18 protein-coding genes and 1 pseudogene are annotated in these 24,092 nt (G+C 70.4%); 12 read left to right on the top strand and 7 right to left on the bottom strand.

What is annotated here, in order from left to right; all coding sequences use genetic code 11:
- From ABZ453_RS30285 to glgB, 4 genes and pseudogenes are all read left to right on the top strand, one after another.
- Nucleotides 1–443, top strand: a pseudogene (locus ABZ453_RS30285) (alpha-1,4-glucan--maltose-1-phosphate maltosyltransferase); the annotation flags it as partial.
- Nucleotides 440–2,140, top strand: a complete 1,701-nt coding sequence (treS, locus tag ABZ453_RS30290; RefSeq protein ID WP_359019742.1) for a maltose alpha-D-glucosyltransferase — start codon at nt 440–442, stop codon at nt 2,138–2,140. The pseudogene ABZ453_RS30285 and the gene treS, both read left to right, overlap by 4 nt.
- A gap of 92 nt (nt 2,141–2,232) precedes the next feature.
- The gene (locus ABZ453_RS30295; protein WP_359019744.1) at nt 2,233–3,624 is read left to right on the top strand and encodes a maltokinase; all 1,392 of its coding nucleotides are present in this window, start codon (nt 2,233–2,235) and stop codon (nt 3,622–3,624) included.
- A 60-nt stretch (nt 3,625–3,684) separates the two neighbouring features.
- Nucleotides 3,685–6,984, top strand: a complete 3,300-nt coding sequence (gene glgB / locus ABZ453_RS30300) for a 1,4-alpha-glucan branching enzyme (RefSeq protein WP_359019747.1) — start codon at nt 3,685–3,687, stop codon at nt 6,982–6,984.
- A 46-nt stretch (nt 6,985–7,030) separates the two neighbouring features.
- On the opposite strand, the gene ABZ453_RS30305 is transcribed toward glgB, so the two are convergent.
- Nucleotides 7,031–8,431, bottom strand: coding sequence for a cytochrome (locus ABZ453_RS30305; RefSeq protein ID WP_359019749.1), 1,401 nt, complete (start codon nt 8,429–8,431; stop codon nt 7,031–7,033).
- 55 nt (nt 8,432–8,486) lie between these two features.
- Entirely contained in the window at nt 8,487–10,736 is a 2,250-nt protein-coding gene (locus ABZ453_RS30310) for an ATP-dependent DNA helicase (RefSeq protein ID WP_359019903.1), read from the bottom strand.
- Between the two features lie 263 nt (nt 10,737–10,999).
- Here ABZ453_RS30310 and ABZ453_RS30315 point away from each other — a divergent pair, with 263 nt between their 5' ends.
- Nucleotides 11,000–11,347: a carboxymuconolactone decarboxylase family protein gene (locus ABZ453_RS30315; protein WP_359019751.1), complete on the top strand. Its 348-nt coding sequence runs from the start codon at nt 11,000–11,002 to the stop codon at nt 11,345–11,347.
- A gap of 33 nt (nt 11,348–11,380) precedes the next feature.
- Nucleotides 11,381–12,214, top strand: a complete 834-nt coding sequence (locus ABZ453_RS30320) for a class II glutamine amidotransferase (protein ID WP_359019753.1) — start codon at nt 11,381–11,383, stop codon at nt 12,212–12,214.
- On the opposite strand, the gene ABZ453_RS30325 is transcribed toward ABZ453_RS30320, so the two are convergent.
- From ABZ453_RS30325 to ABZ453_RS30345, 5 genes are all read right to left on the bottom strand, one after another.
- A complete protein-coding gene (locus ABZ453_RS30325; protein ID WP_356768869.1) occupies nt 12,215–12,529 on the bottom strand; it encodes a thioredoxin domain-containing protein in 315 nt (104 codons plus the stop codon).
- 2 nt (nt 12,530–12,531) lie between these two features.
- The gene (locus ABZ453_RS30330; protein WP_133044734.1) at nt 12,532–12,918 is read right to left on the bottom strand and encodes a MerR family transcriptional regulator; all 387 of its coding nucleotides are present in this window, start codon (nt 12,916–12,918) and stop codon (nt 12,532–12,534) included.
- Nucleotides 12,919–12,965: 47 nt separating this feature from the next.
- Entirely contained in the window at nt 12,966–14,549 is a 1,584-nt protein-coding gene (locus ABZ453_RS30335; RefSeq protein WP_359019756.1) for an AAA family ATPase, read from the bottom strand.
- A 125-nt stretch (nt 14,550–14,674) separates the two neighbouring features.
- Nucleotides 14,675–15,439 (bottom strand): DUF2127 domain-containing protein, encoded by a 765-nt coding sequence (locus ABZ453_RS30340; protein WP_359019758.1) that lies wholly within the window; start codon nt 15,437–15,439, stop codon nt 14,675–14,677.
- Nucleotides 15,440–15,701: 262 nt separating this feature from the next.
- Entirely contained in the window at nt 15,702–17,087 is a 1,386-nt protein-coding gene (locus tag ABZ453_RS30345) for a cation:dicarboxylase symporter family transporter (RefSeq protein ID WP_359019759.1), read from the bottom strand.
- Nucleotides 17,088–17,307: 220 nt separating this feature from the next.
- On the opposite strand from ABZ453_RS30345, the gene ABZ453_RS30350 reads away from it, so the two are divergent.
- From ABZ453_RS30350 to ABZ453_RS30375, 6 genes are all read left to right on the top strand, one after another.
- Nucleotides 17,308–18,942, top strand: coding sequence for a sensor histidine kinase (locus tag ABZ453_RS30350; RefSeq protein WP_359019761.1), 1,635 nt, complete (start codon nt 17,308–17,310; stop codon nt 18,940–18,942).
- Nucleotides 18,939–19,616: a response regulator gene (locus ABZ453_RS30355; protein ID WP_240871309.1), complete on the top strand. Its 678-nt coding sequence runs from the start codon at nt 18,939–18,941 to the stop codon at nt 19,614–19,616. Before ABZ453_RS30350 ends, ABZ453_RS30355 begins: the two co-directional genes overlap by 4 nt.
- Nucleotides 19,617–19,851: 235 nt before the next feature.
- Nucleotides 19,852–21,225 carry an extracellular solute-binding protein gene (locus tag ABZ453_RS30360; protein WP_359019763.1) on the top strand — a complete coding sequence of 458 codons (1,374 nt, stop codon included), beginning with the start codon at nt 19,852–19,854 and terminating at the stop codon, nt 21,223–21,225.
- Nucleotides 21,222–22,172 carry a sugar ABC transporter permease gene (locus ABZ453_RS30365; protein WP_359019765.1) on the top strand — a complete coding sequence of 317 codons (951 nt, stop codon included), beginning with the start codon at nt 21,222–21,224 and terminating at the stop codon, nt 22,170–22,172. Before ABZ453_RS30360 ends, ABZ453_RS30365 begins: the two co-directional genes overlap by 4 nt.
- A 6-nt stretch (nt 22,173–22,178) precedes the next feature.
- Nucleotides 22,179–23,018, top strand: coding sequence for a carbohydrate ABC transporter permease (locus ABZ453_RS30370; RefSeq protein ID WP_359019767.1), 840 nt, complete (start codon nt 22,179–22,181; stop codon nt 23,016–23,018).
- Between the two features lie 321 nt (nt 23,019–23,339).
- Nucleotides 23,340–24,080: a helix-turn-helix transcriptional regulator gene (locus ABZ453_RS30375; protein ID WP_359019769.1), complete on the top strand. Its 741-nt coding sequence runs from the start codon at nt 23,340–23,342 to the stop codon at nt 24,078–24,080.
- The last annotated feature ends 12 nt before the right edge of the window (nt 24,081–24,092 follow it).

Consider the following 24,092-nt stretch of genomic DNA (forward strand, 5'->3'; position numbering starts at 1 on the left):
ACCTCGACTCCGAGAAGTACCAGCTGCGCCCCCGCGACTGGGAGAGGGCCGAACGCGAGGGCCGCACCATCACCCCCCTCATCACCCGCCTCAACGCGATCCGCCGCGCGAACCCCGCCCTCAGGCAGCTCCGCGATCTGCACTTCCACCATGCGGACCAGGACCCGGTGATCGCATACTCGAAGCGGAGCGGTTCGAACACGGTTCTGGTGGTCGCCAACCTCGACCCTCACCACACCCAGGAGGCCACGGTCTCGTTGGACATGCCGCAACTCGGCCTGGACTGGCACGAGTCGGTGCCGGTGCGCGACGAGCTCACCGGCGAGACCTATCACTGGGGCAGGGCCAATTACGTGCGCCTGGAACCGGGCACCCGTCCCGCGCACGTGTTCACGCTCCTGCGACCGTCCACCCCGCAGATCGGAGGGTCACCCACAACATGATCGTCAACGAGCCCGTTCCGGACACCTTCGAGGACACCCCCACCAAGGACCGCGACCCGGATTGGTTCAAGCGCGCGGTGTTCTACGAGGTCCTCGTCCGTTCCTTCCAGGACAGCAACGGCGACGGCGTCGGCGACCTCAAGGGCCTGACCGCCAAACTCGACTACCTGCAGTGGCTGGGCATCGACTGCCTGTGGCTGCCGCCCTTCTTCAAGTCACCCCTCCGCGACGGCGGTTACGACGTCTCGGACTACACCGCCGTACTGCCGGAGTTCGGCGACCTCGCCGACTTCGTGGAGTTCGTCGACGCCGCCCACCAGCGCGGTATGCGGGTGATCATCGACTTCGTCATGAACCACACCAGCGACCAGCACCCGTGGTTCCAGGAGTCGAGAAACGACCCCGACGGCCCCTACGGCGACTACTACGTGTGGGCCGACGACGACAAGCAGTACCCGGACGCCCGGATCATCTTCGTCGACACCGAGGCCTCCAACTGGACCTTCGACCCGGTCCGCAAGCAGTACTTCTGGCACCGGTTCTTCTCCCACCAGCCGGACCTCAACTACGAGAACCCGGCCGTCCAGGAGGAGATGATCTCCGCCCTGCGGTTCTGGCTGGACCTGGGCATCGACGGCTTCCGGCTGGACGCGGTGCCGTACCTGTACCAGGAGGAGGGCACCAACTGCGAAAACCTTCCGGCAACCCATGAGTTCCTCAAGCGGGTGCGGAAGGAGATCGACGCCTCCTACCCGGACACGGTGGTGCTGGCCGAGGCCAACCAGTGGCCCGAGGACGTCGTCGACTACTTCGGCGACTTCGAGTCCGGCGGCGACGAGTGCCACATGGCCTTCCACTTCCCGGTCATGCCGCGCATCTTCATGGCCGTACGACGGGAATCCCGTTACCCGGTCTCGGAGATCCTCGCCAAGACCCCGGCGATCCCGAAGAACTGCCAGTGGGGCATCTTCCTGCGCAACCACGACGAGCTGACCCTGGAGATGGTCACCGACGAGGAACGCGACTACATGTGGGCCGAGTACGCCAAGGACCCACGGATGCGCGCCAACATCGGCATCCGGCGCCGGCTCGCCCCGCTGCTCGACAACGACCGCAACCAGATCGAGCTGTTCACCGCCCTGCTGCTGTCCCTGCCGGGCTCGCCGATCCTGTACTACGGCGACGAGATCGGCATGGGCGACAACATCTGGCTCGGCGACCGGGACGCGGTCCGCACGCCGATGCAGTGGACACCTGACCGTAACGCGGGTTTTTCGTCCTGTGACCCCGGGCGCCTCTACCTGCCGACCATCATGGACCCGGTCTACGGCTACCAGGTCACCAACGTCGAGGCGTCGATGTCGTCGCCCTCCTCGCTGCTGCACTGGACCCGCCGCATGATCGAGATCCGTAAGCAGAACCCGGCCTTCGGGCTCGGGTCCTACACGGAGCTGCAGTCCTCCAACCCGGCGGTCATCGCGTTCCTGCGCGAGTACGAGGACGATCTCGTGCTGTGCGTGCACAACTTCTCCCGGTTCGCCCAGCCCACCGAGCTCGACCTGCGCGAGTTCAACGGGCGGCATCCGGTGGAGCTGTTCGGCGGGGTGCGTTTCCCGGCCATCGGGGAACTGCCGTACTTGCTGACCCTCGCGGGGCACGGGTTCTACTGGTTCCGGCTCCGCGGGGAAGGCGCCTAGCAGCCCCGCGAACCCGGCGTGGGGCGGTTTCTCCCGCCCCACCCGGGGCACGCATACGTAACACCCCGCCCACCCGGGGAAAGGACGACGCCATGTCGGAAGCCGTCACCCGTACCGCCACGACCAGCCCCGGCCTCCTTGCGTCACTGGACCCCCTGCTGCGCGAGTGGCTGCCCCGGCAGCGCTGGTTCGCCGGCAAGGGACGTCCGGTCACCGGGTTCTCACTGGTCGCCGCCACCGAGCTGCTCCCCGGTGACGGCAAGCTGGGCCTGTACCACCTGCTGGTGCGCGCCCACCAGCCGTCCGCACTGGGCGCCAAGACCCACGCCGGCGACTGCTACCAGCTGCTCATAGGCGCGCGCGAGGCGCTGCCGCCCCGGCTGGCGCCCGCGCTGATCGGACACGTGGAGGAGGGCCCGCTCGCCGGACGCACGGTGTACGAGGCCCTGTACGATTCCCGGCCCGCCGAGGTGCTCCTGGAGGCGCTGCGCTCCCAGGCCCGCATCGGCGGGCTGCGTTTCGAGCGGGAGCCGGGCCGGGAGATCCGGGCCGGACTCGTCCCGCGGCTGATGACCGCCGAGCAGTCGAACTCGTCGGTCGTCTACGGCGATACGTTCATCCTGAAGCTGCTGCGCCGGGTGGTGCCCGGCGTCAACCCCGACCTGGAGCTGCCCCTGGCGCTGGCCCGTGAGGGCTGCCCCCGGGTGCCCCCGCCGACGGCGTGGCTGCGGGCGGAGCTGGGCGGGGAGCCGTACGTGCTGGGCGTGCTGCAGCCCTTCCTGCAGGGCGCGTCCGACGGCTGGGAGCTGGCCCTGCGGGAACTCGCCAAGGGCGAGGACTTCGGCGCCGAGGCGCGGGCGCTGGGCCGTGCGACGGCCGAGGTGCACACGGCGCTGGCCCGTGCGCTGCCGACGGTCACGCTCGGCCACACCCAGATGGAACTGCTGGCCGACGGCATGATCGAGCGACTGGAGGCGGCGGCGCAGGCGGTGCCGGTACTGCGGCCGTACGTGCCGGCCCTGCGTTCGGCGTTCACGGCGCTGGCCGACCTGGCGGCCGAGGGCCGGGTATGGACCGGGCAGCGCGTCCACGGGGATCTGCATCTCGGGCAGTGTCTGCGCTCGCCGGGCGGTCAGTGGTGGCTGATCGACTTCGAGGGCGAGCCGGCCAGGCCGCTGGCCGAGCGGCGGATGCCGCAGCCGCCGGTGCGGGACGTCGCGGGCATGCTGCGCTCCTTCGACTACGCCGCGCACTCCGCGGGGCCGTCGGCCGCGGAGGACTGGGCCGAGACCTGCCGGGCGGCGTACTGTTCCGGATATGCCGAGGTCAGCGGCGCGGATCCGCGCACCGACCCGGTGCTGCTGCGGGCCTGTGAGACCGACAAGGCGATCTACGAGGTCGTCTACGAGGCCCGGCACCGGCCTGACTGGCTGTCGGTGCCGATGACGGCGATAGAGCGTTACGCCACCTCTGACCTGTACTGACTTGTACCGTCCTGTACTGACCTACTCCACCCCCGACCCTTCGCCGAGGAGGCGCCGCCCGTGACCCCCCGCCCCACGTCCAGCGGTCCGGATCCCAAGAAGACGGCCGAGGACAAGGCCGTCAAAGCCGCGAAGAGTGTGAAGAAGGCGGTGAAGAAGGCCGCGGACAAGGTCACGCCCGGGAAGACGACGCCGGAAGCAGCGCCGGAGGCGGAGAACACCCCGGCGAGGAAGACGCCCCCGAAGGCCCCGGCGGGCGCGGCCCCGGCGGAGAAGGCGACAGCCAAGAAGGCGACGGCGAAGAAGGCAGCCGCCAAGAAGACGACCGCCGCCGAGCCCGCGGCCAGGAAGACGGCGGCGAAGAAGGTGACCGCGGAGGGCACGGCGCTGAAGAAGACGGCCGCAAAGAAGGTCCCCGGCGAGGGCACGGCGCTCAAGAAGGCGGCCGCCAAAAAGGTCGCTGCCGAGGGCACGGCGGCGAAGAAGACGGCCACAGCGAAGAAGACCGCCGGTCAGGGTACGGCGGCGGTGAAGAAGACAGCCGCCAAGAAGGTGGCCGCGGAAGGCACGGCGGCCAAGAAGGCAGCCGCGAAGAAGGTGGCCGGTGACAACGCGGCGCTGAAGAAGACGGCCGCGAAGAAGCTCGCCGGCGAGGGCACGGCGCTCAAGAAGGCGGCCGTGAAGAAGGCGACCGCCGCGGGCACGGTGACCAAGGCGGCCGCCAAGAAGGCTCCGGCGAACGCCGCCTCTTCCGCCACGGCTGCCAAGAAGGCAGCGGCCGAGAAGGCGGTAGCCAAGAAGGCGGTCACGGCGAAGGCCGCGGCCAAGAAGGCGAGCACCGCGAAGAGGGCCCCTGCCAAGACGGCGACCTCGAAGGCGGCGGCCGGCAAGGCCGCTGCGGCGGCGCAGGCGGCGGCTGCCGCGCCGACGGAGCCGACGTCGTCCGAGACCGTGCCGTCGACTGCCGCGGCGCGGCAACCCGCAACCACGACCCCCTCGGCGCCGGAACAGCTCACCGAGGCAAGCGCCTCCGCCCAGCCCAACGGCACAGGCACCCCGGAGCAACCCGCCGCCCCGAGCGGCACGGCGCCGGAGGCGGTTGCCGCCGCCGGTGACTCCGGCTCCGCACAGGCCGTCCCGGCCGTCGGCTCCGGTGAGGGCGGCGGGCGTGGGACCGTTGCTCTCGGCCGTGAGGATCGGGAGCGGTTGTCGGCCGGTACCCATCATGATCCGCATACCGTGCTGGGGGCCCACCCCGTCGAGGGGGGCGTGGCGTTTCGGGTTTTCCGGCCCTACGCGTTGGGCGTGACCGTCGTCGCCGGGGAGTTGCGGGCGGAGTTGGAGGACGACGGGGACGGTTTCTTCTCCGGGCTGCTGCCGCTGTCGGAGGTGCCGCCCGGGTATCGGCTGATCGTGACCTACGAGGGGGCCGTGCAGGACGTCGAGGACGCGTACCGCTTCCTGCCCACGCTCGGCGAGCTGGACCTGCACCTGATCGGTGAGGGCCGGCACGAGGAGCTGTGGAAGGTGCTCGGCGCCCACCCGATGACCCACCAGGGCGTGGCAGGCACCCGCTTCTCCGTGTGGGCCCCCAACGCCCGCGGCGTCCACGTGGCCGGCACCTTCAACTTCTGGGACGGCACCGGCTACCCGATGCGCTCGCTCGGCTCCTCCGGCGTGTGGGAGCTGTTCGTGCCCGGCATCGGCGAGGGCGAGCTGTACAAGTTCCAGATCACCCGCCCCGACGGCTCCAAGACCCTGCGCGCCGACCCCCTGGCCCGCCGCACCCAGGCCCCGCCGGAGACCTCGTCGATCATCACCGCCTCGCACCATGAGTGGGGCGACGAGGAGTGGCTGGCCCGCCGCGCGGACCTGCCCGCGCACGAGGCGCCGTTCTCCGTGTACGAGGTCCATCTGCCCTCCTGGCGCCCCGGACTGACGTACCGTCAACTCGCCGAGCAGCTCCCCGCGTACGTCAAGGACCTCGGTTTCACTCATGTCGAGCTGATGCCGGTCGCCGAGCATCCCTTCGGCGGCTCCTGGGGCTACCAGGTCACCGGCTTCTACGCGCCGACGGCCCGCCTAGGCACCCCGGACGACTTCCGGTACCTGGTCGACGCCCTCCACCAGGCCGGCATCGGCGTCCTGATGGACTGGGTGCCGGCGCACTTCCCGCGCGACGACTGGGCGCTCGCGGAGTTCGACGGCCGTCCGCTGTACGAGCACGAGGACCCGCTGCGGTCCGCGCACCCCGACTGGGGCACCCTGGAGTTCGACTTCGGCCGCCGCGAGGTGCGCAACTTCCTGGTGGCGAACGCCGTTTACTGGTGCGAGGAGTTCCACATCGACGGTCTGCGGGTGGATGCCGTCGCCTCCATGCTCTACCTGGACTACTCGCGCGAGCCGGGCCAGTGGGTGCCGAACGAGCACGGCGGCCGGGAGAACCTGGACGCCGTCGCCTTCCTGCAGGAGATGAACGCGACCGTGTACCGGCGGGTGCCGGGCGTGGTGACGATCGCGGAGGAGTCCACGGCCTGGGACGGCGTCACCCGCGCCACGCACCACCGTGGCCCGGGCGGCTTCGGCGGGCTCGGCTTCGGCCTGAAGTGGAACATGGGCTGGATGCACGACTCGCTGGACTACATGAGCCACGAGCCGATCCACCGCAAGTACCACCACAACGAGATGACGTTCTCGATGGTGTACGCGTACAGCGAGAACTACGTCCTGCCCATCTCGCACGACGAAGTCGTCCACGGCAAGGGCTCGTTGGTCTCGAAGATGCCGGGCGACTGGTGGCAGCAGCGGGCCAACCTGCGCGCCTATCTGGCCTTCATGTGGTCGCACCCCGGCAAGCAACTGCTCTTCATGGGGCAGGAGTTCGCGCAGGGCGCGGAGTGGTCGGAGGCGCACGGCCCGGACTGGTGGCTGCTCGACCCGGGGTACGGCGCCGAGGCCGACCACCGGGGCGTGCGTGACCTGGTCCGCGATCTCAACACCGTGTACCGGCACAGCCCGGCGCTGTGGCAGCAGGACATCCAGCCGGCGGGCTTCGAGTGGATCGTGGGCGACGCGGCCGACGACAACGTCTTCGCGTTCCTGCGGTACGCCACCGACGGCACCCCGCTCCTGGCCGTCTCCAACTTCTCCCCGGTGGTCCGCCACGACTACCGTCTGGGCGCCCCGGACGACGTCCCCGCCTGGCACGAGGCGGTGAACACGGACGCGGCGCGCTACGGCGGCACGGACGTCACCAACCCGGACGACATCAAACCGGAGCCCCATCCCTGGCACGGCCGCCCGGCCAGCATCCGGCTGACCCTGCCCCCGCTGGCGACGCTCTGGCTGCGCCCGGCGTGACCGCTCCCTGAGCAGGGGTCCGGGGCACACAGGCCCCGGGCCCCGCTCAGCGGTTCCCGAACATCAGCCTCCGCAGCGCCGACAGCAGCCCCCGCACCTGGCTGTCACAGCGGCCCGTGTCGACCGCGACGGGCTCCTCCCGCGCCCCGGGGACGGAAGGACGCACCCGGCCGCTCAGCTCGTACCGCACCGGCAGCAGCCTCAGCCCCCGTACCACCGGCCCCGTCCGCCACGGCAACTGGTCCGGCGGCAGGGTCAGTTCGGCCGTGGTGAAGTGGTCGAAGACGCGGCCCACCGCCGTGGTCACGATCATTCCGCCCAGTTCGCGCGCCGCGCTCGGGCAGCCGTGCGGACCGGCGCCCCAGCCCAGATGGGCCCGTGTACTGACCGTCGAGCCCACCATCGGGGAGGAGCCGATCGCCAGCAGGTCCTGGTGCGCCGCGGCGGCCGACGGCGAGACCACGTCACCGGCCCGCACACAGAAGTCGCCCAGCAGCGCGTCCCGCGCCACGAACCGGAAGCACATGTTGGCGACCGGCGGATTGACCAGCGCCGCCCGGTTGACCGTCTCCCCGAACTGCCCGGCCGACAGGCTCCGCCGCACCCCGGCGTTGCCGCGCAGCACCTCCAGCAGGGTGTTGAGCACCATGTTGCCGGTGATGTCGTTCAGGTACACGGCGTTCATGAACAGCTCCCGCCCCAGCTGCTCGTCGCTCATGCCCGGGTCGGCCAGCAGCATGTAGGACGTGAGGTCGTCCCCGGGCCGGGCCCGCCGGTGCGCGGCCAGCCGGGTCATCGCCGCCAGCGCCCGTCCCGTCGCGGGCCCCGCGTCCGGTCCGCCGTCCAGCATCCGCCAGAGGTCCATGACCAGTTCGTCGCCGAGTTCGACCGGGCAGCCGAACAGCTTGGTGGTGACCATGAGCAGCAGCGGTCGGGTGTACTGAGCTCCCAGGTCCGCGAACCCGGCCGTCCCCGACTCGGCGGCGAGCACACCGATGAGTTCGTCCGCGTACCGCGCGACGGTCGCCCTGAGTTCCCACCCCTGCGGAGTGCGCGGCTCCTGGAAGGGCCGCAGCGCCGAGTGCAGGGTCCCGCGCGCCGCCCGGTGCTCCTCGTCGTCCATGAACATGGTCTGCCGCACCTCGTACCCGGCGAGCAGCGGCCAGTCGTGGGGCAGGCGCCCCTCGGCCCGGGCCCGCCAGTACCTGACGTCCCGTCGCCACTGGTTCTCGTTCTTCAGGACCTCCAGCACCTCGCGGTAGTCGAGAACCAGCCACACGGGCACGCCCATCAGCCCGACGGGAGCCACCGGACCGTAGGTGCGCCGCAGCCTGTCGTACACCGCCCCGGGATCGGCGTCGAACTCCGCCGTGAGCAGCGGCTGGACGGGCAGTGACTCGAGCCGGGGACGGTCGGCCGGCGCGCCGGTGTACGGATGGGCTTCCATGACCACCACGCATACCGCACCGAACGTGCACGAGCAGTGACCATGGCGGGAACTGTTACGGCTTGGTGATCCCCGGGGCATCCGTGTCGACCAGTCCCTTCGGCAGCCGTCCGGTGTGCAGCACGCCCAGCCGCTGGGTGGCCCGGGTCAGCGCCACATAGAGGTCACTGGTGCCGTACAGAGCCGGCTCGACCACCAGCACGGAGTCGAATTCCAGCCCCTTCGACTGACGCGGGTCGAGGAGGACGACGGTCCGGGTCAGGTCCGGTTCCGCGCCGACCGTCACCCCGTCCAGCCGGGCCGCGAGCCTGCGGTGCAGATGGCGCGGGGCGATGACCGCGAGCCGGCCCTCGGCGGGGGTCAACTCCTTCACCGCATCGGCGACCGCGCCGGGCAGATCGTCGGTGGCGCGCACCCAGGGCCGTACCCCCGTCGAACGGATCGAGCTCGGCGGCTCGAAGTCCGGGTTCTCGGCGCGTACGACGGCCGCCGCCAGGTCCATGACCTCGGCGGGGGTGCGGTAGTTGACGCCCAGGCGGGTGTGCTCCCAGCGGTCCTCGACGTAGGGCTCGAGGATCTTCTCCCAGGAGCCGACGCCCGCCGCCTCCGCGGTCTGCGCCGGGTCGCCGACCAGGGTCATCGAGCGGGTCGGGCTGCGCCGCATGAGCAGCCGCCAGGCCATCGGCGACAACTCCTGCGCCTCGTCCACGATGATGTGCCCGAAGGCCCAGGTGCGGTCGGCGGCCGCGCGCTCGGCGGCGCTGCGGTGGTCGTCCTCCTCCTGCCGCTCGGCGAACCGCTCGGCGTCGATGATGTCGTGCGCGGACAGCACCTCGGAGCCGTCCGGGTCGCTGTCCTCCTTGTCCTCGAACTCGTAGGTCCGGGAGGCGAAGGACACGTCCAGCACGCCCTGCGCGTAGGCGATCTGGGTCTCCCGCTCGCGCTCGGCCCGCGCCCGTGCGAACCGCTCGTCCACGCCGAGCAGTTCGGCCGCCTCGTCGAGCAGCGGGACGTCCGCCACGGTCCACGCGCGGGTCACCGGGCGGCGGATGGCGGCCGAGTCCTCGTCCGAAACGTAGCCGACGGGGTCGGCGAGGAAGTCCGCGACCAGCCGCTGCGGGGTCAGCCGCGGCCACAACTGGTCGATGGCGGCCCACACTTCGGGGTTCTCGGCGATCTCGTCACGGATCTGGGTGACGTCGGAGGCGTCCAGCAGACTGCCGCCGTCGTAGGGGTCGGTGCCGACGCGCTCGGCGTACAGCTCGGTGAGCGTGTTGAGGATGTGGCCCTCGAAGTGCTCCCGGGCCACGTTGTGCGGCAGCCGGGCGGCGCGGGTCCTCTCGCGGGCGACCTTCACCAGGCCGTCGTCGAGCATCAGGACCTCCCTGTCGTGCTCGATCGCGATCACCGGGTCGGGCAGCGCCTGCCAGTCGCGTACGACGTCGGCGAGCACGTCCGCCATGTCCGCTCGGCCCTTCACGGCCGCCGCCTCCCGGGTGTCCGTGGCCGTCGCCCGAACGCCGGGGAACAACTCCCCCACGGTGGCGAGCAGTACGCCGGTCTCGCCGAGGGCCGGCAGCACCTCGCCGATGTAGCCGAGGAAGGCGGGGTTGGGGCCGACGATGAGCACGGCCCGCTTGGCGAGCAGTTCCCGGTGCTCGTAGAGGAGAAAGGCCGCCCGGTGCAGCGCGACGGCCGTCTTGCCGGTCCCCGGGCCGCCCTCGACGACCAGCACACCGCGGTGGGGCGCCCGGATGATCTCGTCCTGCTCGGCCTGGATGGTCTGCACGATGTCGTGCATACGTCCGGTGCGGGCCGCGTCGAGGGCGGCGAGCAGCACGGCGTCGCCGGTCGGGTCCTCGTGGCCGGTGCGCTCCCGGTCCCCGAGGTCGAGGATCTCGTCGTGCAGGGCGGTGACGGTACGGCCGCCGGTGGTGATGTGCCGGCGCCGGCGCAGGCCCATCGGGGTGTGGCCGGTGGCCAGGTAGAAGGGGCGGGCGACGTCGGCCCGCCAGTCGACGAGGATCGGGGTGCGCTCGGCGTCGTCGGTGCGCAGCCCGATGCGGCCGATGTGGTGGTTGGCGCCCGAGGTCAGGTCGATCCGGCCGAAGCAGAGCGAGCCGTCCACCGCGTTCAGGGCGGCCAGCAGTCCGGAGCGCTCGGCGACCAGGATGTCCCGCTCCAGCCGGGCCTGCATGGGCGTGTTGCCCTGGGCGAGCGCGTCCGTGACACCGGCCTCGGTGTCCCCGCGCAGGGCGTCCACACGGGCGTAAAGCCTGTCGATGAATTCCTGCTCACCGCGAATTTCATCGCTGTTTGACAATTCCACTCCCGGCCAGATATACTGTGCTCACTGAACTTCTTTGCGACTCAATTCCCCGAAGTCGCGAACCATTGAATATACGCGGGAAAATCCCCCGAGCGCAATTGCTCGGGGGATTTCTCTTTGTTCCCGTCGGGTCGGGCGTCGCCGGAACCACCCGCGGCGGGTGAGGCGGCGCTCACTCGGGCCGGAGTTCGCTGGTGGGTGACCACAACCTCCGCACCCCTGCGAGAACGGACCTCGAGATGACCCAGGACACCACCGGCGCGGGCGGAGTGACCGCACTCGCCGAGGCCGACGCTCCCGTCTTCGAAACGCTCGTGCAGATGACCCTCAACACCTTCGAGCGGTCGGGCCTCGACCCGGAGACCTACCTGCTCGCCCGTATCGCGGCGCTGGTGGCCATGGACGCCGCGCCGGCCTCCTACCTGCTCAACATCGGCACGGCGGAATCACTGGGCATTCCGCTGGAGCGGATCCGCGGCACCCTCGTGGCCATCGCACCCGTCGTCGGCAGCGCCCGTGTCGTGTCCGCCGCCCGGAACATCGGCGAGGCCTTCGGGCTGGACCTGCCGGACGCGGACGCCGACTGACCGGCGCGGCAGGCCCGAGACAGGGATACCGTCATGTGCCGCTGGCTCGCCTACTCGGGGACACCCGTGCTGATCGACGAGGTCCTCTACCGCCCGACGCACTCACTGATCGACCAGAGCCTCCATTCACGGATGGGCGTCGAGACGACCAACGGCGACGGCTTCGGTGTGGGCTGGTACACGGACCACGCCCACACCCCTGCCGTCTTCCACGACACCGGCCCGGCCTGGAGCGACCGCAACCTCCACGAGATCGCCTCCCACGTCAGCTCGCCGCTGTTCTTCGCCCACATCCGGGCTTCCACCGGGACGCCCGTGCAGCAGACCAACTGCCACCCCTTCCGGCACCGTCACTGGATGTGGATGCACAACGGCGCGATCGCCGATTTCGCGGTACTGCGCCGCGATCTCACCCTCGCCGTCGACCCCGTCCTGTTCCCCTCGATCGAGGGCACCACGGACTCGGAACTCATGTTCTACCTGGCCCTCACCTACGGACTCGACGTCGATCCCCCGGGAGCCGTGGCCCGTATGGCGGGCCTGGTCGAACACGTGGGGCACACGCACGGGGTGGCTCAGCCCCTGCAGATGACGGTCGCCGTGACCGACGGTGAGCGGGTCTGGGCCTTCCGGTACTCCAGCGCCGGTGCCTCACGGTCGCTGTTCTACAGCAGCCGCGTCAGCGACCTGCGCGCACTCCACCCCGACGTCTCGTTCCTGAAGGACGTCTCCGACGAGACCCGGCTGATCGTGTCGGAGCCGCTGGGCGATCTCCCCGGTGCCTGGAACGAGGTACCGGAGAGCACTTACGGCATCGTCCAGCCGGGCCAGGACGTCCTGCGCACCTTCCAGCCCCAGTACGGGTAGTCAGAGCACGTCCTCCAGCTCCGCGAGCAGCCGCCGCTTGGGCCGGGCGCCCACCATCGCCTTCACCGGCTCACCGGCCCGGAACACCATGAAGGTGGGCATCGACAGCACCTTGTAGGCGTTCGTCGTCTCCGGGTTGGTGTCCACGTCCAGCTGGACCACCTTCAGCCGCTCGCCCTCCTCGGCCGCGAGGGCCTTCAGCACCGGGCCCATCTGCCGGCACGGCGGACACCAGTCGGCGGTGAACTCCACCAGCACCGGCAGCTCCGAGCCGATCACCTGCGCCGCGAAGTCCGCGTCCGTCACCTCGGTCACGCTCACAGTTCCCGCCCTCCCAGTTCGCACAACGGTGGTTCGCTGTCGGTCGAGGCCAGGCGCACGGCGATGGTCGCCCGCACCGCCTGCAACTCGCCGATCAGCGCGTCGAGTTCGGCGAGCTTGCGCCGGTAGACCGCGAGCGAGGCCGGGCAGGAGTCACCCTCCGGATGACCGGCCCGCAGACACTCCACGAAGGGCCGTGTCTCCTCCAGGTCGAACCCGAAGTCCTGCAGCGTGCGGATCTGCCGGAGCAGCTTCACATCGCTCTCGTCGTAGGTCCGGTGTCCGAGTTCGTCGCGACGCGCGGGCAGCAGACCGCGCGCCTCGTAGTACCTGAGCGCCCTCGTCGTGGTCCCGGCCCGTGCGGCCAGCTCGCCGATTCGCATGCCTGTGACCGTAAGCCTTCACGCCGACGTCAAGGCAAGCACCGGTGTCAGCGGGGCGGCACACCGGGCGCCCGGCCGGGACGCGGGCCCAGCAGCCACTCGCCGGAGGGCGGCCCCGAGTGGACCTCCTCCTCGTCGTCGTCCGCCGGCCAGTCCTCCTCGTCCTCGTCGCCGGTCCGTGCGCCCAGCAGCCGGCGGGTGAGACGGTCGCGGTCGGAGAGGAGTTCGTCGAGGGCCTCGCGGACGTCCGCCGGTTCGGTGCGGGCGGACTCGCGTTCCGCCGCGATCAGCACCGAGCGGCGCACCAGTTCCTTGGTGAAGGAGGCCGTCGTGCCCTCGGTGCGGGTCACCACCTCGGCGGCGATGTCCTCGCCGAAGTCGAGATGGGTGCCGTACAGGGCGAGGAGGGCGGCGCGGCCCTCGGCGTCGGGCAGCGGGATCTCGACGGCGAGGTCGACGCGGCCGGGGCGCTGCACGAGGGCCGGTTCCAGGAGGTCGGCGCGGTTGGTGGTGAGCAGGAAGGCGACGTCGGCGTCGTCGCCCAGGCCGTCCATCTCGTTCAGCACCTGGAAGAGCAGGGGCTGTTCGCCGTTGCCGTAGTCGCGAGCCTCGGCGATCAGGTCGCAGTCCTCCAGGACGACGAGCGCGGGCTGGAGCATCCGGGCCAGGGCGCAGGCCGGGCCGATGGCCTCGATGCTGGTGCCGGAGAGGATGACCGCCGTGAACTGTGGGAGGTGGGAGAGGAGGTAGCGGATGGTGTGGGTCTTGCCGGTGCCGGGCGGGCCGTAGAGCAGCAGGCCCCGGCGCAGGTGCTGGCCGACCGCCCGCAGCTGCTCGCGGCGCCGGGCCACGCCCACCACCTGGCGTTCCACCCGCTCCAGCAGGCCGGTCGGCAGCACGATGTCCTCGCGGGTCAGGCCGGGCCTGCGGTGGAAGCGGAACGGGCCGAGGCCGTGGCCGAACTGGGAGCCCTCGAAGGACAGCACCTGGCCGCGGAAGACGTTGTGCTCGCGCACGATCGCGTCCAGGTCCGCGAGCAGCCGGTCCGCGAACTCCTTCTCCTGCGCGAGGACCTCGATCTCGACCTTGTTGCGCCCGTACTCGTCGGCGGGGCCGCGCAGCAGCACCGCGAACCGCTCCTCGCAGTCGGTGCCGAGATAGAAACCGCAGGAGACGCAGGCCAGTTCCTCGTCCGGGGAGATCGGCAGGTGCGCGTAGTCGACCGCGCCGATGGTGAACCGGTCGTAGCGGTCGGCGGATTCGAGGATGTCGCCGAGGGTGAGCTCGCCGTGGTGCTGGGCGCCGCGCATGCCGATGAGCTCGTAGGAGCGGTCGTCGGCGGCGAACCAGCGCTCCAGCGCGAGGTGCACGTTGGGGAGGTCGTAGGGCGGGTACGCCGCCTTGACCACCGGGCGGTCGGTGGGCGCCGAGCCGAGGTGCTCGCGCAGCCGCCTGGTGAGGTTGCGGCGATCGTCGTCCTCCTTGCGCCGGGGACGGGCCACGGCGGAGAGGAACTCGTAGAACATCTCCGAGATCTGCTCCATCGACAGCGACGACGGCTCGCGGCCAGCGCCGTAGCGCCGCTCGTACGCGGCCGAGCTGACGATCTCGACCCCTTCGGACTCCCCCATGCCGCCTCCGTATGGTCGGTACGTGCGCTCCAGGGCTCCCCAGCCTGGTCCCAACCAGCACCCGAGGCAAAGCATTTAGGGCAAGCGTCACCAAACGGTCGCCGGGCGCACCCGGAGCGGCGGCCCTAGACCGGTACCCCGGCCGACTCCTCGACCTCCAGGAGTGACGCGCTCTGGCGTTCCTCCTCGAAGGCCCTGCGGCCGCCGCGGAGTCCGAACAGGCGCTTGGCGAGGGCGATGTAGAGCACCGCGAGGATGTTGAGGACCAGCGTGGTGATCTTCAGCCAGCTGATGTGCTCGGTGAGTTCGTAGATCTCCAGCGGCAGGAACGCGGCGGTGGCGACCACCGTCAGGTACTCCGCCCAGCGCTTGGCGTACCAGAGGCCGACCGCCTCGACGAGCTCGATCAGCGCGTAGGCGAGCAGCAGCGCGGCCACCAGGACCAGCGTGGAGTGCTTGTAGCCGAAGGTCTTCTGGATGGTGCCGACGATCGGCGAGTGGTCGAGGTCGTAGTGGAAGTGCCGGAAGGCGGGCCGGAAGACGTCGAGGTACTCGTCGAAGAGCCGGCGCACCGAGTCCTGGCTGTTGCTGAACTTCCACACGGCCACCGCCACCAGCACGATGAACACGCCGCGCACGGCCCGCTCGATCGCCAGGAAGCGCAGGATGAACAGGTCGCGCAGCACCTTGCCGCGCGGCACCAGGGGCGCCTCGGCGGCCGGTCCCGAGCCGTGCGGCTCGCCGAGCACGAAGTCGCCGCAGCGCAGACAGCGCCAGACCTCGCCGAGGGCGGTCTCGGCGTGCAGCCGCACCCGCAGCCGGGGGTCGTCCGGCGCGTACGTGATGTGCCCCTTGCGGGAACACGTCCGCCGGTCCCAGTCGATCTTCATCCCCCGCGCCTCCATACCGCCGTGTCGAGCATGCCGAGCGTACGAACGTGCCGTGCCGGTCGACGGCACGGCACGTTAGTGCATCGGAGTAAGAGACGACGATCCGGGGAGGTCAGTTCGCCGCGGCGACCGCGGGTTCTCCCGGGACCGGGTGGCCTGCCCCGGACCGGGCGGCTGAGCGACGGGGGGACACTCAGCCGTCCGGCGTGGGCGGGGAACGGGCCCGGGTTCAGGGCGGGCGCCTTCCGGGTTCGCCGGGGCCTCAGGCCTTGGCGAGTTCCTTCTCGCCGCCCTGCTCGGGGATCTCGGCGTGCGGCTGCACGCCCTCGTCGAGGAGGGTGGTCTCGTCGAAGGGGAGCTCTCCGGCGAGGACCTGGCGGACGCGGACCTTGTCGATCTCCTTGGTCCAGGTGCCGACCAGCACGGTGGCGACCGCGTTGCCCGCGAAGTTGGTCAGGGCGCGGGCCTCGCTCATGAAGCGGTCGATGCCGACGATCAGGCCGACGCCGTCCACCAGGGCGGGCTTGTGCGACTGCAGACCACCGGCCAGGGTCGCGAGTCCCGCGCCGCTGACGCCCGCCGCGCCCTTGGAGGCCAGCAGCAGGAAGAGCAGCAGCGGGATCTGCTCGCCGACGGACATCGGCGTGCCGAGGGCGTCGGCGATGTAGAGGGACGCCATGGTCATGTAGATCATGGTGCCGTCGAGGTTGAAGGAGTAGCCGGTCGGGACGGTGATGCCGACCACCGGCTTGCTGACGCCCAGGTGCTCCATCTTCGCGATGAGCCGGGGCAGCGCGGACTCGGAGGAGGAGGTGGACAGGATCAGCAGGAACTCACGGGCCAGGTACTTGAACAGCGAGAGGATGTTCAGCCCGGCGATGACCCGCAGCAGAGTGCCCAGCACGACGAAGACGAACAGGAAGCAGGTGACGTAGAAGCCGAGCATCAGGACCGCGAGGCTCTTCAGGGCGTCCAGGCCGGCCGAGCCGACGACCGCGGCGATGGCGCCGAAGGCACCGATCGGGGCGGCCCACATCACCATGGCGAGGATGCGGAAGACGAGCCGCTGGATGTGCTCGACACCGCGCAGGATCGGCTGGCCGACCGAGCCCATGGCCTGCAGCGCGAAGCCGGTGAGCAGCGCGATGAGCAGGGTCTGCAGGACCTGGCCCTCGGTGAACGCCGAGACGAAGGTGGTCGGGATGATCGACAGCACGAAGTCCACGGGCGGGAGCGCGTCGCTGGAGACCTGGTCGTGGCCGGAGGCCTTGATCGCGTTGGTGAGGTGCAGTCCGTCGCCCGGGTGCAGGATGTTGCCGACGACGAGTCCGATGGTCAGTGCGACCAGCGACATCACCAGGAAGTAGCCGAGCGCGATACCGCCGACGGCACCGACCTTCGCGGCCTTCCGTACCGATCCGATACCGAGCACGATCGTGCAGAAGATGATCGGGGAGATCATCATCTTGATCAGGTTCACAAAGCCCGTACCGAGCGGCTTGAGCTCGACGCCGGCGTCGGGCCAGATCAGACCCACGGCGATACCGAGCAGGACCGCCGCGATCACGGCGAGGTAGAGGTAGTGGGTACGGTCCCGCTTCACGCGGGGTGCGGCAGGTGCCGTATCGGGGGTGCTGGCGGCGGCCACGGCTGCCCTCCTTGACGTCTTCGTCGGCATCACCGGCGTGCGGCTCACGTCCGGGGGATGGGGATCGGGGGTGCGGTTTCGTCCGGCGGCCGCGATGGCTGGAACCGTATGTCCCGCTTCCGCTCGCTTCCGCATTGCGGTGACTATCCCGTGCCCCTGTGAGGGCGGTCACCCTTCCGTTCATTTCGTTCACGCTTGACGTGCGAGGCAGACTGACGCCATGCGCCTCCCCGTCCCGAGACCCCGCAGCCTGGCGGGGCAGCTTTTCGCCATGCAGGCCGTGCTGATCGCGGTCGTCGTGGCCGGATACGCGCTGTTCACGTACGTCAGCGACGAGCGGCAGGCCGAGCGGGCGGCCGGCCGGCAGGCCATGGCGGTGGCCCGCTCCATCGCCGACGCGCCCTCCGTGCACGCCGCGATCGCCACCCCCAAGCCGAGCACCGAGCTCCAGCCGTACGCGCTGAAGGTGATGCGCGACGCCGACGTGGACTTCGTGACGATCATGAATCCGCAGGGCATCCGCTGGACCCACCCCAACAAGAAGCTGATCGGCAAGCACTTCGTCGGCAATATCGCCAAGGCCCAGCAGGGCGGCTATCTCACCGAGAAGTACAAGGGCACCCTCGGTGTGTCGGTCCGCGCGGTCACCCCGATCAAGGACGCGGACGACAACGTCATCGGCCTGGTCAGCGCCGGTATCAAGGTCCAGGCGATCAGCAAGCAGGTACGGGGCCAGGTCTCGGCGCTGCTCGGCGTCGCGGTCGGCGCCCTCGCCCTGGGCGCGATCGGCACGTACGTCGTCAACGTCCGGCTGCGCCGCCACACCCACGGCATGAACGCGGCCGAGCTCAGCCGGATGCACGACTACCACGAGGCCGCCCTGCACGCGGTGCGCGAGGGGCTGCTGATGCTGGACGGGCAGTACCGGGTGGCGCTGATCAACGACGGCGGACGGGAGCTGCTGGGGCTGGAGGGCGAGCGGGGCGTGATCGGGACGTCGGTCGCGGACCTGGGTCTGCCGAGTCCGTTGACGGGGGCGTTGCTGGCGTCGGAGCCGCGGGTGGACGAGGTGCATCTGACGGCGGACCGGGTGCTGGTGGTCAACACCTCGCCGGTGTCCGGCGGAGAGCGCCGCGGCACCGTGGTCACCCTCCGGGACGTCACCGAACTGCAGTCCCTGATGGGCGAGTTGAACTCCGAGCGTGGCTTCACCCAGGCCCTGCGCTCCCAGGCGCACGAGGCCGCGAACCGCCTCCACACGGTGGTCTCCCTGATCGAGCTGGGCCGCGCGGAGGAGGCGGTGGACTTCGCCACGGCGGAACTGGAACTGGCGCAGGCGCTCACCGACCAGGTGGTGGCGGCGGTGAGCGAGCCGGTGCTGGCGGCGCTGCTCCTGGGCAAGACGGCGCAGGCGAACGAGCGGGGCGTGGAACTGGTGGTGTCGGAGGACAGCCGCCTGGACGACGGTCTGCTGCCGCCGACCCTGCCCGCCCGGGACCTGGTGACCATCCTCGGCAACCTGATCGACAACGCGGTGGACGCGGCACTGGGCAGCGTGCGGGCGCGGGTGACGGTGACGGCCTACGCGGTGGGCTCCGAGCTGGTGCTGCGGGTGGCGGACACGGGCGCCGGGGTGGATCCCGCCCACGCCGACCTGGTCTTCCAGCGCGGCTTCTCCACCAAACCGTCCGGGCCGGGGGGCCGGGGGCTGGGTCTGGCGCTGGTACGGCAGGCTGTGCAGCGGCAGGGCGGCGAACTGACGGTGACCGAGGCGGACGGCGGAGGCGCGGAGTTCGCGGTGCGGCTGCCGCTGAGTACGGCGGCGGCCGTCCCGGTGCCGGGAGGCGAGGCATGACCGACATCCGGGTGCTGGTGGTGGAGGACGATCCGGTCGCGGCGGACGCACACGTCATGTACGTCGGCCGGGTCCCGGGGTTCGTCGCGGTCGGGAAGGCGCACACGGGCGCGGAGGCACGGCGGCTGCTGGACCGCACGCCGGTGGATCTGCTGCTGCTGGACCTGCATCTGCCGGACGTGCACGGGCTGCAGTTCGCGCGGTCGTTGCGGGCGGCGGGGCATCACGCGGACGTGATCGCGGTGACGTCCGCGCGGGATCTGACGGTGGTGCGCGAAGGGGTGTCGCTGGGGGTCGTGCAGTACGTCCTGAAGCCGTTCACCTTCGCGACGCTCAGGGACCGGCTGGTGCGGTACGCGGAGTTCCGCGGGGCGGCCGGGGAGGCGAGCGGCCAGGACGAGGTGGACCGGGCGCTGGCGACCCTGCGCGCCCCCTCGCCGGCGGCGCTGCCGAAGGGGTTGAGCGGGCCAACCCTGGAGCGGGTGACGGGAGCACTTCGGGAGGCCGCCGAGGGGCTGACGGCGGCGGGGGTGGCGGAGGCCGTGGGGATATCCCGGATCACGGCCCGGCGGTATCTGGAGCACCTGGTCGACGCGGGCAGGGCGGCGCGCAGCCCGCAGTACGGGACCGTGGGGCGACCGGAGCTGCAGTACCGGTGGGTTCCCGGGCGCTAGGGCCTGCTGCGAAGGTCCCGCCTGCCCCGCGACGCCCGGCACGCTCCTCCATGACGCCGCAGGGCCCGCCATCCGGGCGGACGGCGGGACTTTCGCATCAGGCCTCAGCCGCTCGTCGTACCCGCCCCGACCCCAACACCGCAACCCTGCAGGCGCATTGACCTGACTAGACCACTCCTCCTACCTTCACCGGGCAACCATCTCGGCCGACAACGACGTAGGCCCGCAGGAGGTCATGCCCGTGCGCCCCACCGCCGCCATCACCGCCCTCCTCTCCACCGCTCTCGCCGCAGGCGCCCTCACCGGCTGCGGCAGCGGTTCCGGCAGCAGTCCGGACACCGTGAAGATCTCCTTCAAGCAGTCCACGGACAACTCGATCCGTGTGATGGACGACTATCTCGCGGACATCAAGAAGCAGTTCGAGAAGCGCTACCCCGGCAAGAAGGTCCAGCTCGTCCCCATCAAGGCCCCGGACTCGGAGTACTACACCAAGCTGCAGCAGATGCTCCGCTCCCCCAAGACCGCCCCGGACCTGGTCTATGAGGACACCTTCCTCATCAACTCCGACATCACCAGCGGGTACTTGAAGCCCCTGGACGCCTACCTGGCCAAGTGGCCCGACTGGAACCAGTTCATCGACACCGCGAAGGCCGCGGCGAAGGCCGAGGACGGGAAGAGGTACGGCGTCCCGGACGGCACCGACACCCGGGGGCTCTGGTTCGACAAGGGCATCTTCAAGCGGGCGGGGCTTCCCGCCGACTGGCAGCCGAAGAACTGGGACGACGTCCTCGCCGCGGCCCGCGCCGTCAAGAAGAAGGTCCCGGGTGTCACGCCGATCAACCTCTACACCGGCAAGCCCGCGGGTGAGGCCGCCACGATGCAGACCTTCGAGATGCTGCTCTACGGCACGAACGACGGGACGACGGACCCGCTGTACGACACGGCGTCCAAGAAGTGGATCGCCGGGAGCCAGGGCTTCAGGGACACGCTGCGGTTCGTCGAGAGCGTCTACAAGGAGAAGCTCGGACCGGACGTCTCCGACGCCCTCGACCCCAACATCCAGACCATCGTCGCCGGGGATCTGCTGCCGAAGGGCAAGCTGGGCATCGCCCTCGACGGCTCCTGGCTCCCCCAGGCCTGGCTGAAGGGCAGCGGCCACGAATGGCCGCGGTGGTCGAGCGAGCTGGGCCTCGCGTACATGCCCACCCAGCACGGTCAGGCCCCCGGCAAGGTGAGCATGTCCGGCGGCTGGACCTGGGCGATCCCCGCCAAGGCGGGCAACCCCGACCTCGCCTTCGACTTCGTCAGGACGATGCAGACCAAGGCCAACGCCGAGAAGTGGTACATCGCCAACTCCGGCATCTCCGTACGCAAGGACGTCGCGAGCGACCCGTCGTACGCGAGCGCCCAGCCCGGCATCAAGTTCTTCACGGATCTCGTCGCGAGCACGCACTACCGGCCCGCCTACCCGGCGTACCCGAAGGTGTCCACCGCCATCCAGGAGGCGATGGAGGGCGTCACGACGGGTGATCTCTCCGTCGACAAGGCGGCGAGCGGCTACGACGACGCCCTGAAGGACGCCACCGACAACCAGGTCGTCAAGAAGTGACCGCCGCGACCCCGCCCGCGCACGCACCGAGCCCGAGGGCGGCCGAGTCGCCCTCGCGCCCGGCGGCCTCCCCGCCGCCCCGCCGGCAGACGCGCCGTGCCCTCGCCCGTCTCCTTCCCCTGTCCCCCGCCGTCGTCCTCCTGCTGCTGTTCCTGGCCGGCCCCATCGCCTACTGCGCCTACATCGCCTTCACCGATCTCCAGCTCACCGGGCAGGCCCACTCCTCCTTCGTCGGTCTCGCCAACTTCCGCGAGGCCTTCAGGGACGAGGAGTTCCTCAACGCCGTATGGCTGACCCTCGTGTTCACGGTCATCTCGTCCCTGCTGGGGCAGAACACCCTGGGACTCGCCCTCGCCGCCCTGATGCAACGGGCGTCCAAGCCCGTGCGCACCCTCACCGGCGGTGTCGTGATCACGGCGTGGGTGCTGCCGGAGGTCGTCGCCGGATTCCTGCTGTACGCCTTCTTCCGCCGCGAGGGCACCCTGAACGCCATCCTGGACCTGCTCCATCTCCCCTCCCAGAACTGGCTGTTCACCCTGCCGATCCTCGCGGTGTCCTTCGCCAACGTCTGGCGCGGCACGGCCTTCTCCATGCTGGTCTACTCGGCCGCGCTGAACGAGATCCCGAAGGAGGTCACCGAGGCGGCCGAGGTCGACGGCGCGGGCGGCTGGCGCCGGATGTGGCACATCACCCTGCCGATGATCCGCCGCTCCATCGGCACCAACCTGATGCTCAACACCCTGCAGACCCTGTCGGTCTTCGGACTGATCTGGGTGATGACGAGGGGCGGTCCCGGGAACAAGAGCCAGACCCTTCCTCTGTTCATGTACGAACGGGCCTTCCAGAACAGCATGATCGGCTACGGCACCGCGGTGGCCCTGCTGCTCCTGCTGGTCGGCTCGCTGTTCTCCCTGGTCTATCTGCGCCTGCTGCGGACGGAGGTCTGACCCCCCATGGCCCTCACTCTCGCCGACCGCCGCCGCAGCCGCCGACTGGCCGCCGACGCGGGGCTGTTGGCGGTCGCCGCCGCCTTCGCGCTGCCCCTGCTCTGGGTGCTGCTCTCCTCCGTGGACCCGCACGCGGACCTCAGGGTGAAGGCGCCCGACGGCGTCACCTGGTCCAACTTCGACGCGATCCTGAAGCAGGACATCACCTTCACCCCGCTGCTCAACAGCCTGGTCCTGTGCGGCGGGGCGACCCTGCTGACGGTGGTGTGCGCGGCCCTGGCGGCCTATCCGCTCTCCCGCTTCCGCTCCCGTCTGAACCGGCCCTTCCTGCTCACCATCCTGTTCGCGACGAGCCTGCCCATCACGGCGATCATGGTCCCGGTGTACGCGCTGTTCGTCCAGGTGAACCTGATCGACACCATGCAGGGCACCATCCTCTTCTTCGCCGCCTCCCAACTCCCCTTCGCCATCTGGCTGATGAAGAACTTCATGGACGGGGTGCCGAAGGAGCTGGAGGAGGCCGCGTGGACGGACGGGGCCTCCTCGATGCAGTCCCTGGTCCGGATCGTGCTCCCCCTCATGGGCCCGGGAGTCGCGGTCGTCACCGTCTTCTCCTTCGTCGTGATGTGGGGCAACTTCTTCGTCCCGTTCATGCTGCTGCTCACGCCGGACCAGATGCCGGCGAGCGTGAGCATCAACGAGTTCTTCGGCAACCGGGGAATGGTGGCGTACGGGCAGCTGGCGGCGTTCTCGATCGTCTACTCGACGCCGGTGATCCTGCTGTACGTGCTCATCGCCCGGCGTTTGGGAGGAGGCTTCGCCCTGGGCGGCGCGGTCAAGGGGTGAGTCACCTGCCCGGGCGGAGCGGAACGGCGGGATTGAGCCGCGGGTTCGGCTCGGCCGCCCGGTGGGGCGTGGTACGCGCTCTGACGCACGTTCCTTCGACCTCCGTCCACAGGCGCGAGGTTCGGGGAGCGTCGTCAGGGCCGATCCCGGTCGGGTGTCAGCGGGCGGTGACGGGGGACGTTCGCGCATATGCCCCTCTACCTTGCCAGCCGGCGCGCTCCACCGACCCCGGAACGCAGCACAGCCGTACCTTCCTACAATCCGTATTCCTGGCCGAACAGACCGTAGTCAGTGCACTCCCGCCCCCCTACGTTGTGGCGCGTGCACCCACCGTCACCCCACCCGAACCGCCCGAACCACTCCACTCGGCCCCTTCAGCCCGCCCCGCCCTTCAACGCCATCGCCGCCCGCCGGCTGCGCACGGCCCTCGACATGGGCCCCGAGCACGTCGCCTACGGAATGCGCGTCTCCTTCGGACTGCCCTACGTGACCGCGGACCTGGTGACCTCCTGGGAGCGCGGGACCATGTCCCCGACGAACACCGAACTCTCCGCCCTCGCGGGCGTGTTGTGGTGCTCCCCCGGTGAACTGATCGGGAAGCCGCGGACCTTGCGCGAGCACCGCATCGCCCGTGGCCTGGCGCCCGAGAACGTGGCCCGTTTCGTCGGGCTCGAGCTGTCCGCCTACCTCGACATGGAGGAGCACTGCACCTGGCGCGGCAACGACCGCCAGTCCGCCGCCCTCGCCGAGCTGCTCGACCTGTCGCTGCCGGACTACATCACCGTCACGGGGCGGGAGACGAAGCTGGCCGAGATGCTGCGCGGCGCGGTGACCACGCGCTGGCAGGCGTATGTCCGGCCGGTCGCCAAGGCGGTACCGCTGCACCGGCGGCTGTTGGAAGGCTCCCTCCAGCAGCTCCACCAGGACTACCAGGGGCAGATGGTCGCCTCGCTGAGCTGGGGCGACGGCGGCGCGGCGAACACGGCCGGCGACGCGGGGCGGGACTTCCTGGACCGGATCGTCGACCACTTCTGGGCCGCGGTCCAGGACAACACCGAATGACCCCCGAAGGGA

This window comes from Streptomyces sp. NPDC005799, assembly GCF_040630525.1.
In the GTDB taxonomy this organism is placed as follows: domain Bacteria; phylum Actinomycetota; class Actinomycetes; order Streptomycetales; family Streptomycetaceae; genus Streptomyces; species Streptomyces griseorubiginosus_B.

What these genes read in the sequence shown, in the direction of transcription:
- treS (WP_359019742.1), top strand. Translation starts at nt 440, where the DNA reads ATGATCGTCAACGAGCCCGTTCCGGACACCTTCGAGGACACCCCCACC.
- ABZ453_RS30295 (WP_359019744.1), top strand. Translation starts at nt 2,233, where the DNA reads ATGTCGGAAGCCGTCACCCGTACCGCCACGACCAGCCCCGGCCTCCTT.
- ABZ453_RS30305 (WP_359019749.1), bottom strand. Translation starts at nt 8,431, where the DNA reads ATGGAAGCCCATCCGTACACCGGCGCGCCGGCCGACCGTCCCCGGCTC.
- ABZ453_RS30315 (WP_359019751.1), top strand. Translation starts at nt 11,000, where the DNA reads ATGACCCAGGACACCACCGGCGCGGGCGGAGTGACCGCACTCGCCGAG.
- ABZ453_RS30320 (WP_359019753.1), top strand. Translation starts at nt 11,381, where the DNA reads ATGTGCCGCTGGCTCGCCTACTCGGGGACACCCGTGCTGATCGACGAG.
- ABZ453_RS30330 (WP_133044734.1), bottom strand. Translation starts at nt 12,918, where the DNA reads ATGCGAATCGGCGAGCTGGCCGCACGGGCCGGGACCACGACGAGGGCG.
- ABZ453_RS30335 (WP_359019756.1), bottom strand. Translation starts at nt 14,549, where the DNA reads ATGGGGGAGTCCGAAGGGGTCGAGATCGTCAGCTCGGCCGCGTACGAG.
- ABZ453_RS30340 (WP_359019758.1), bottom strand. Translation starts at nt 15,439, where the DNA reads ATGAAGATCGACTGGGACCGGCGGACGTGTTCCCGCAAGGGGCACATC.
- ABZ453_RS30350 (WP_359019761.1), top strand. Translation starts at nt 17,308, where the DNA reads ATGCGCCTCCCCGTCCCGAGACCCCGCAGCCTGGCGGGGCAGCTTTTC.
- ABZ453_RS30355 (WP_240871309.1), top strand. Translation starts at nt 18,939, where the DNA reads ATGACCGACATCCGGGTGCTGGTGGTGGAGGACGATCCGGTCGCGGCG.
- ABZ453_RS30360 (WP_359019763.1), top strand. Translation starts at nt 19,852, where the DNA reads ATGCCCGTGCGCCCCACCGCCGCCATCACCGCCCTCCTCTCCACCGCT.
- ABZ453_RS30370 (WP_359019767.1), top strand. Translation starts at nt 22,179, where the DNA reads ATGGCCCTCACTCTCGCCGACCGCCGCCGCAGCCGCCGACTGGCCGCC.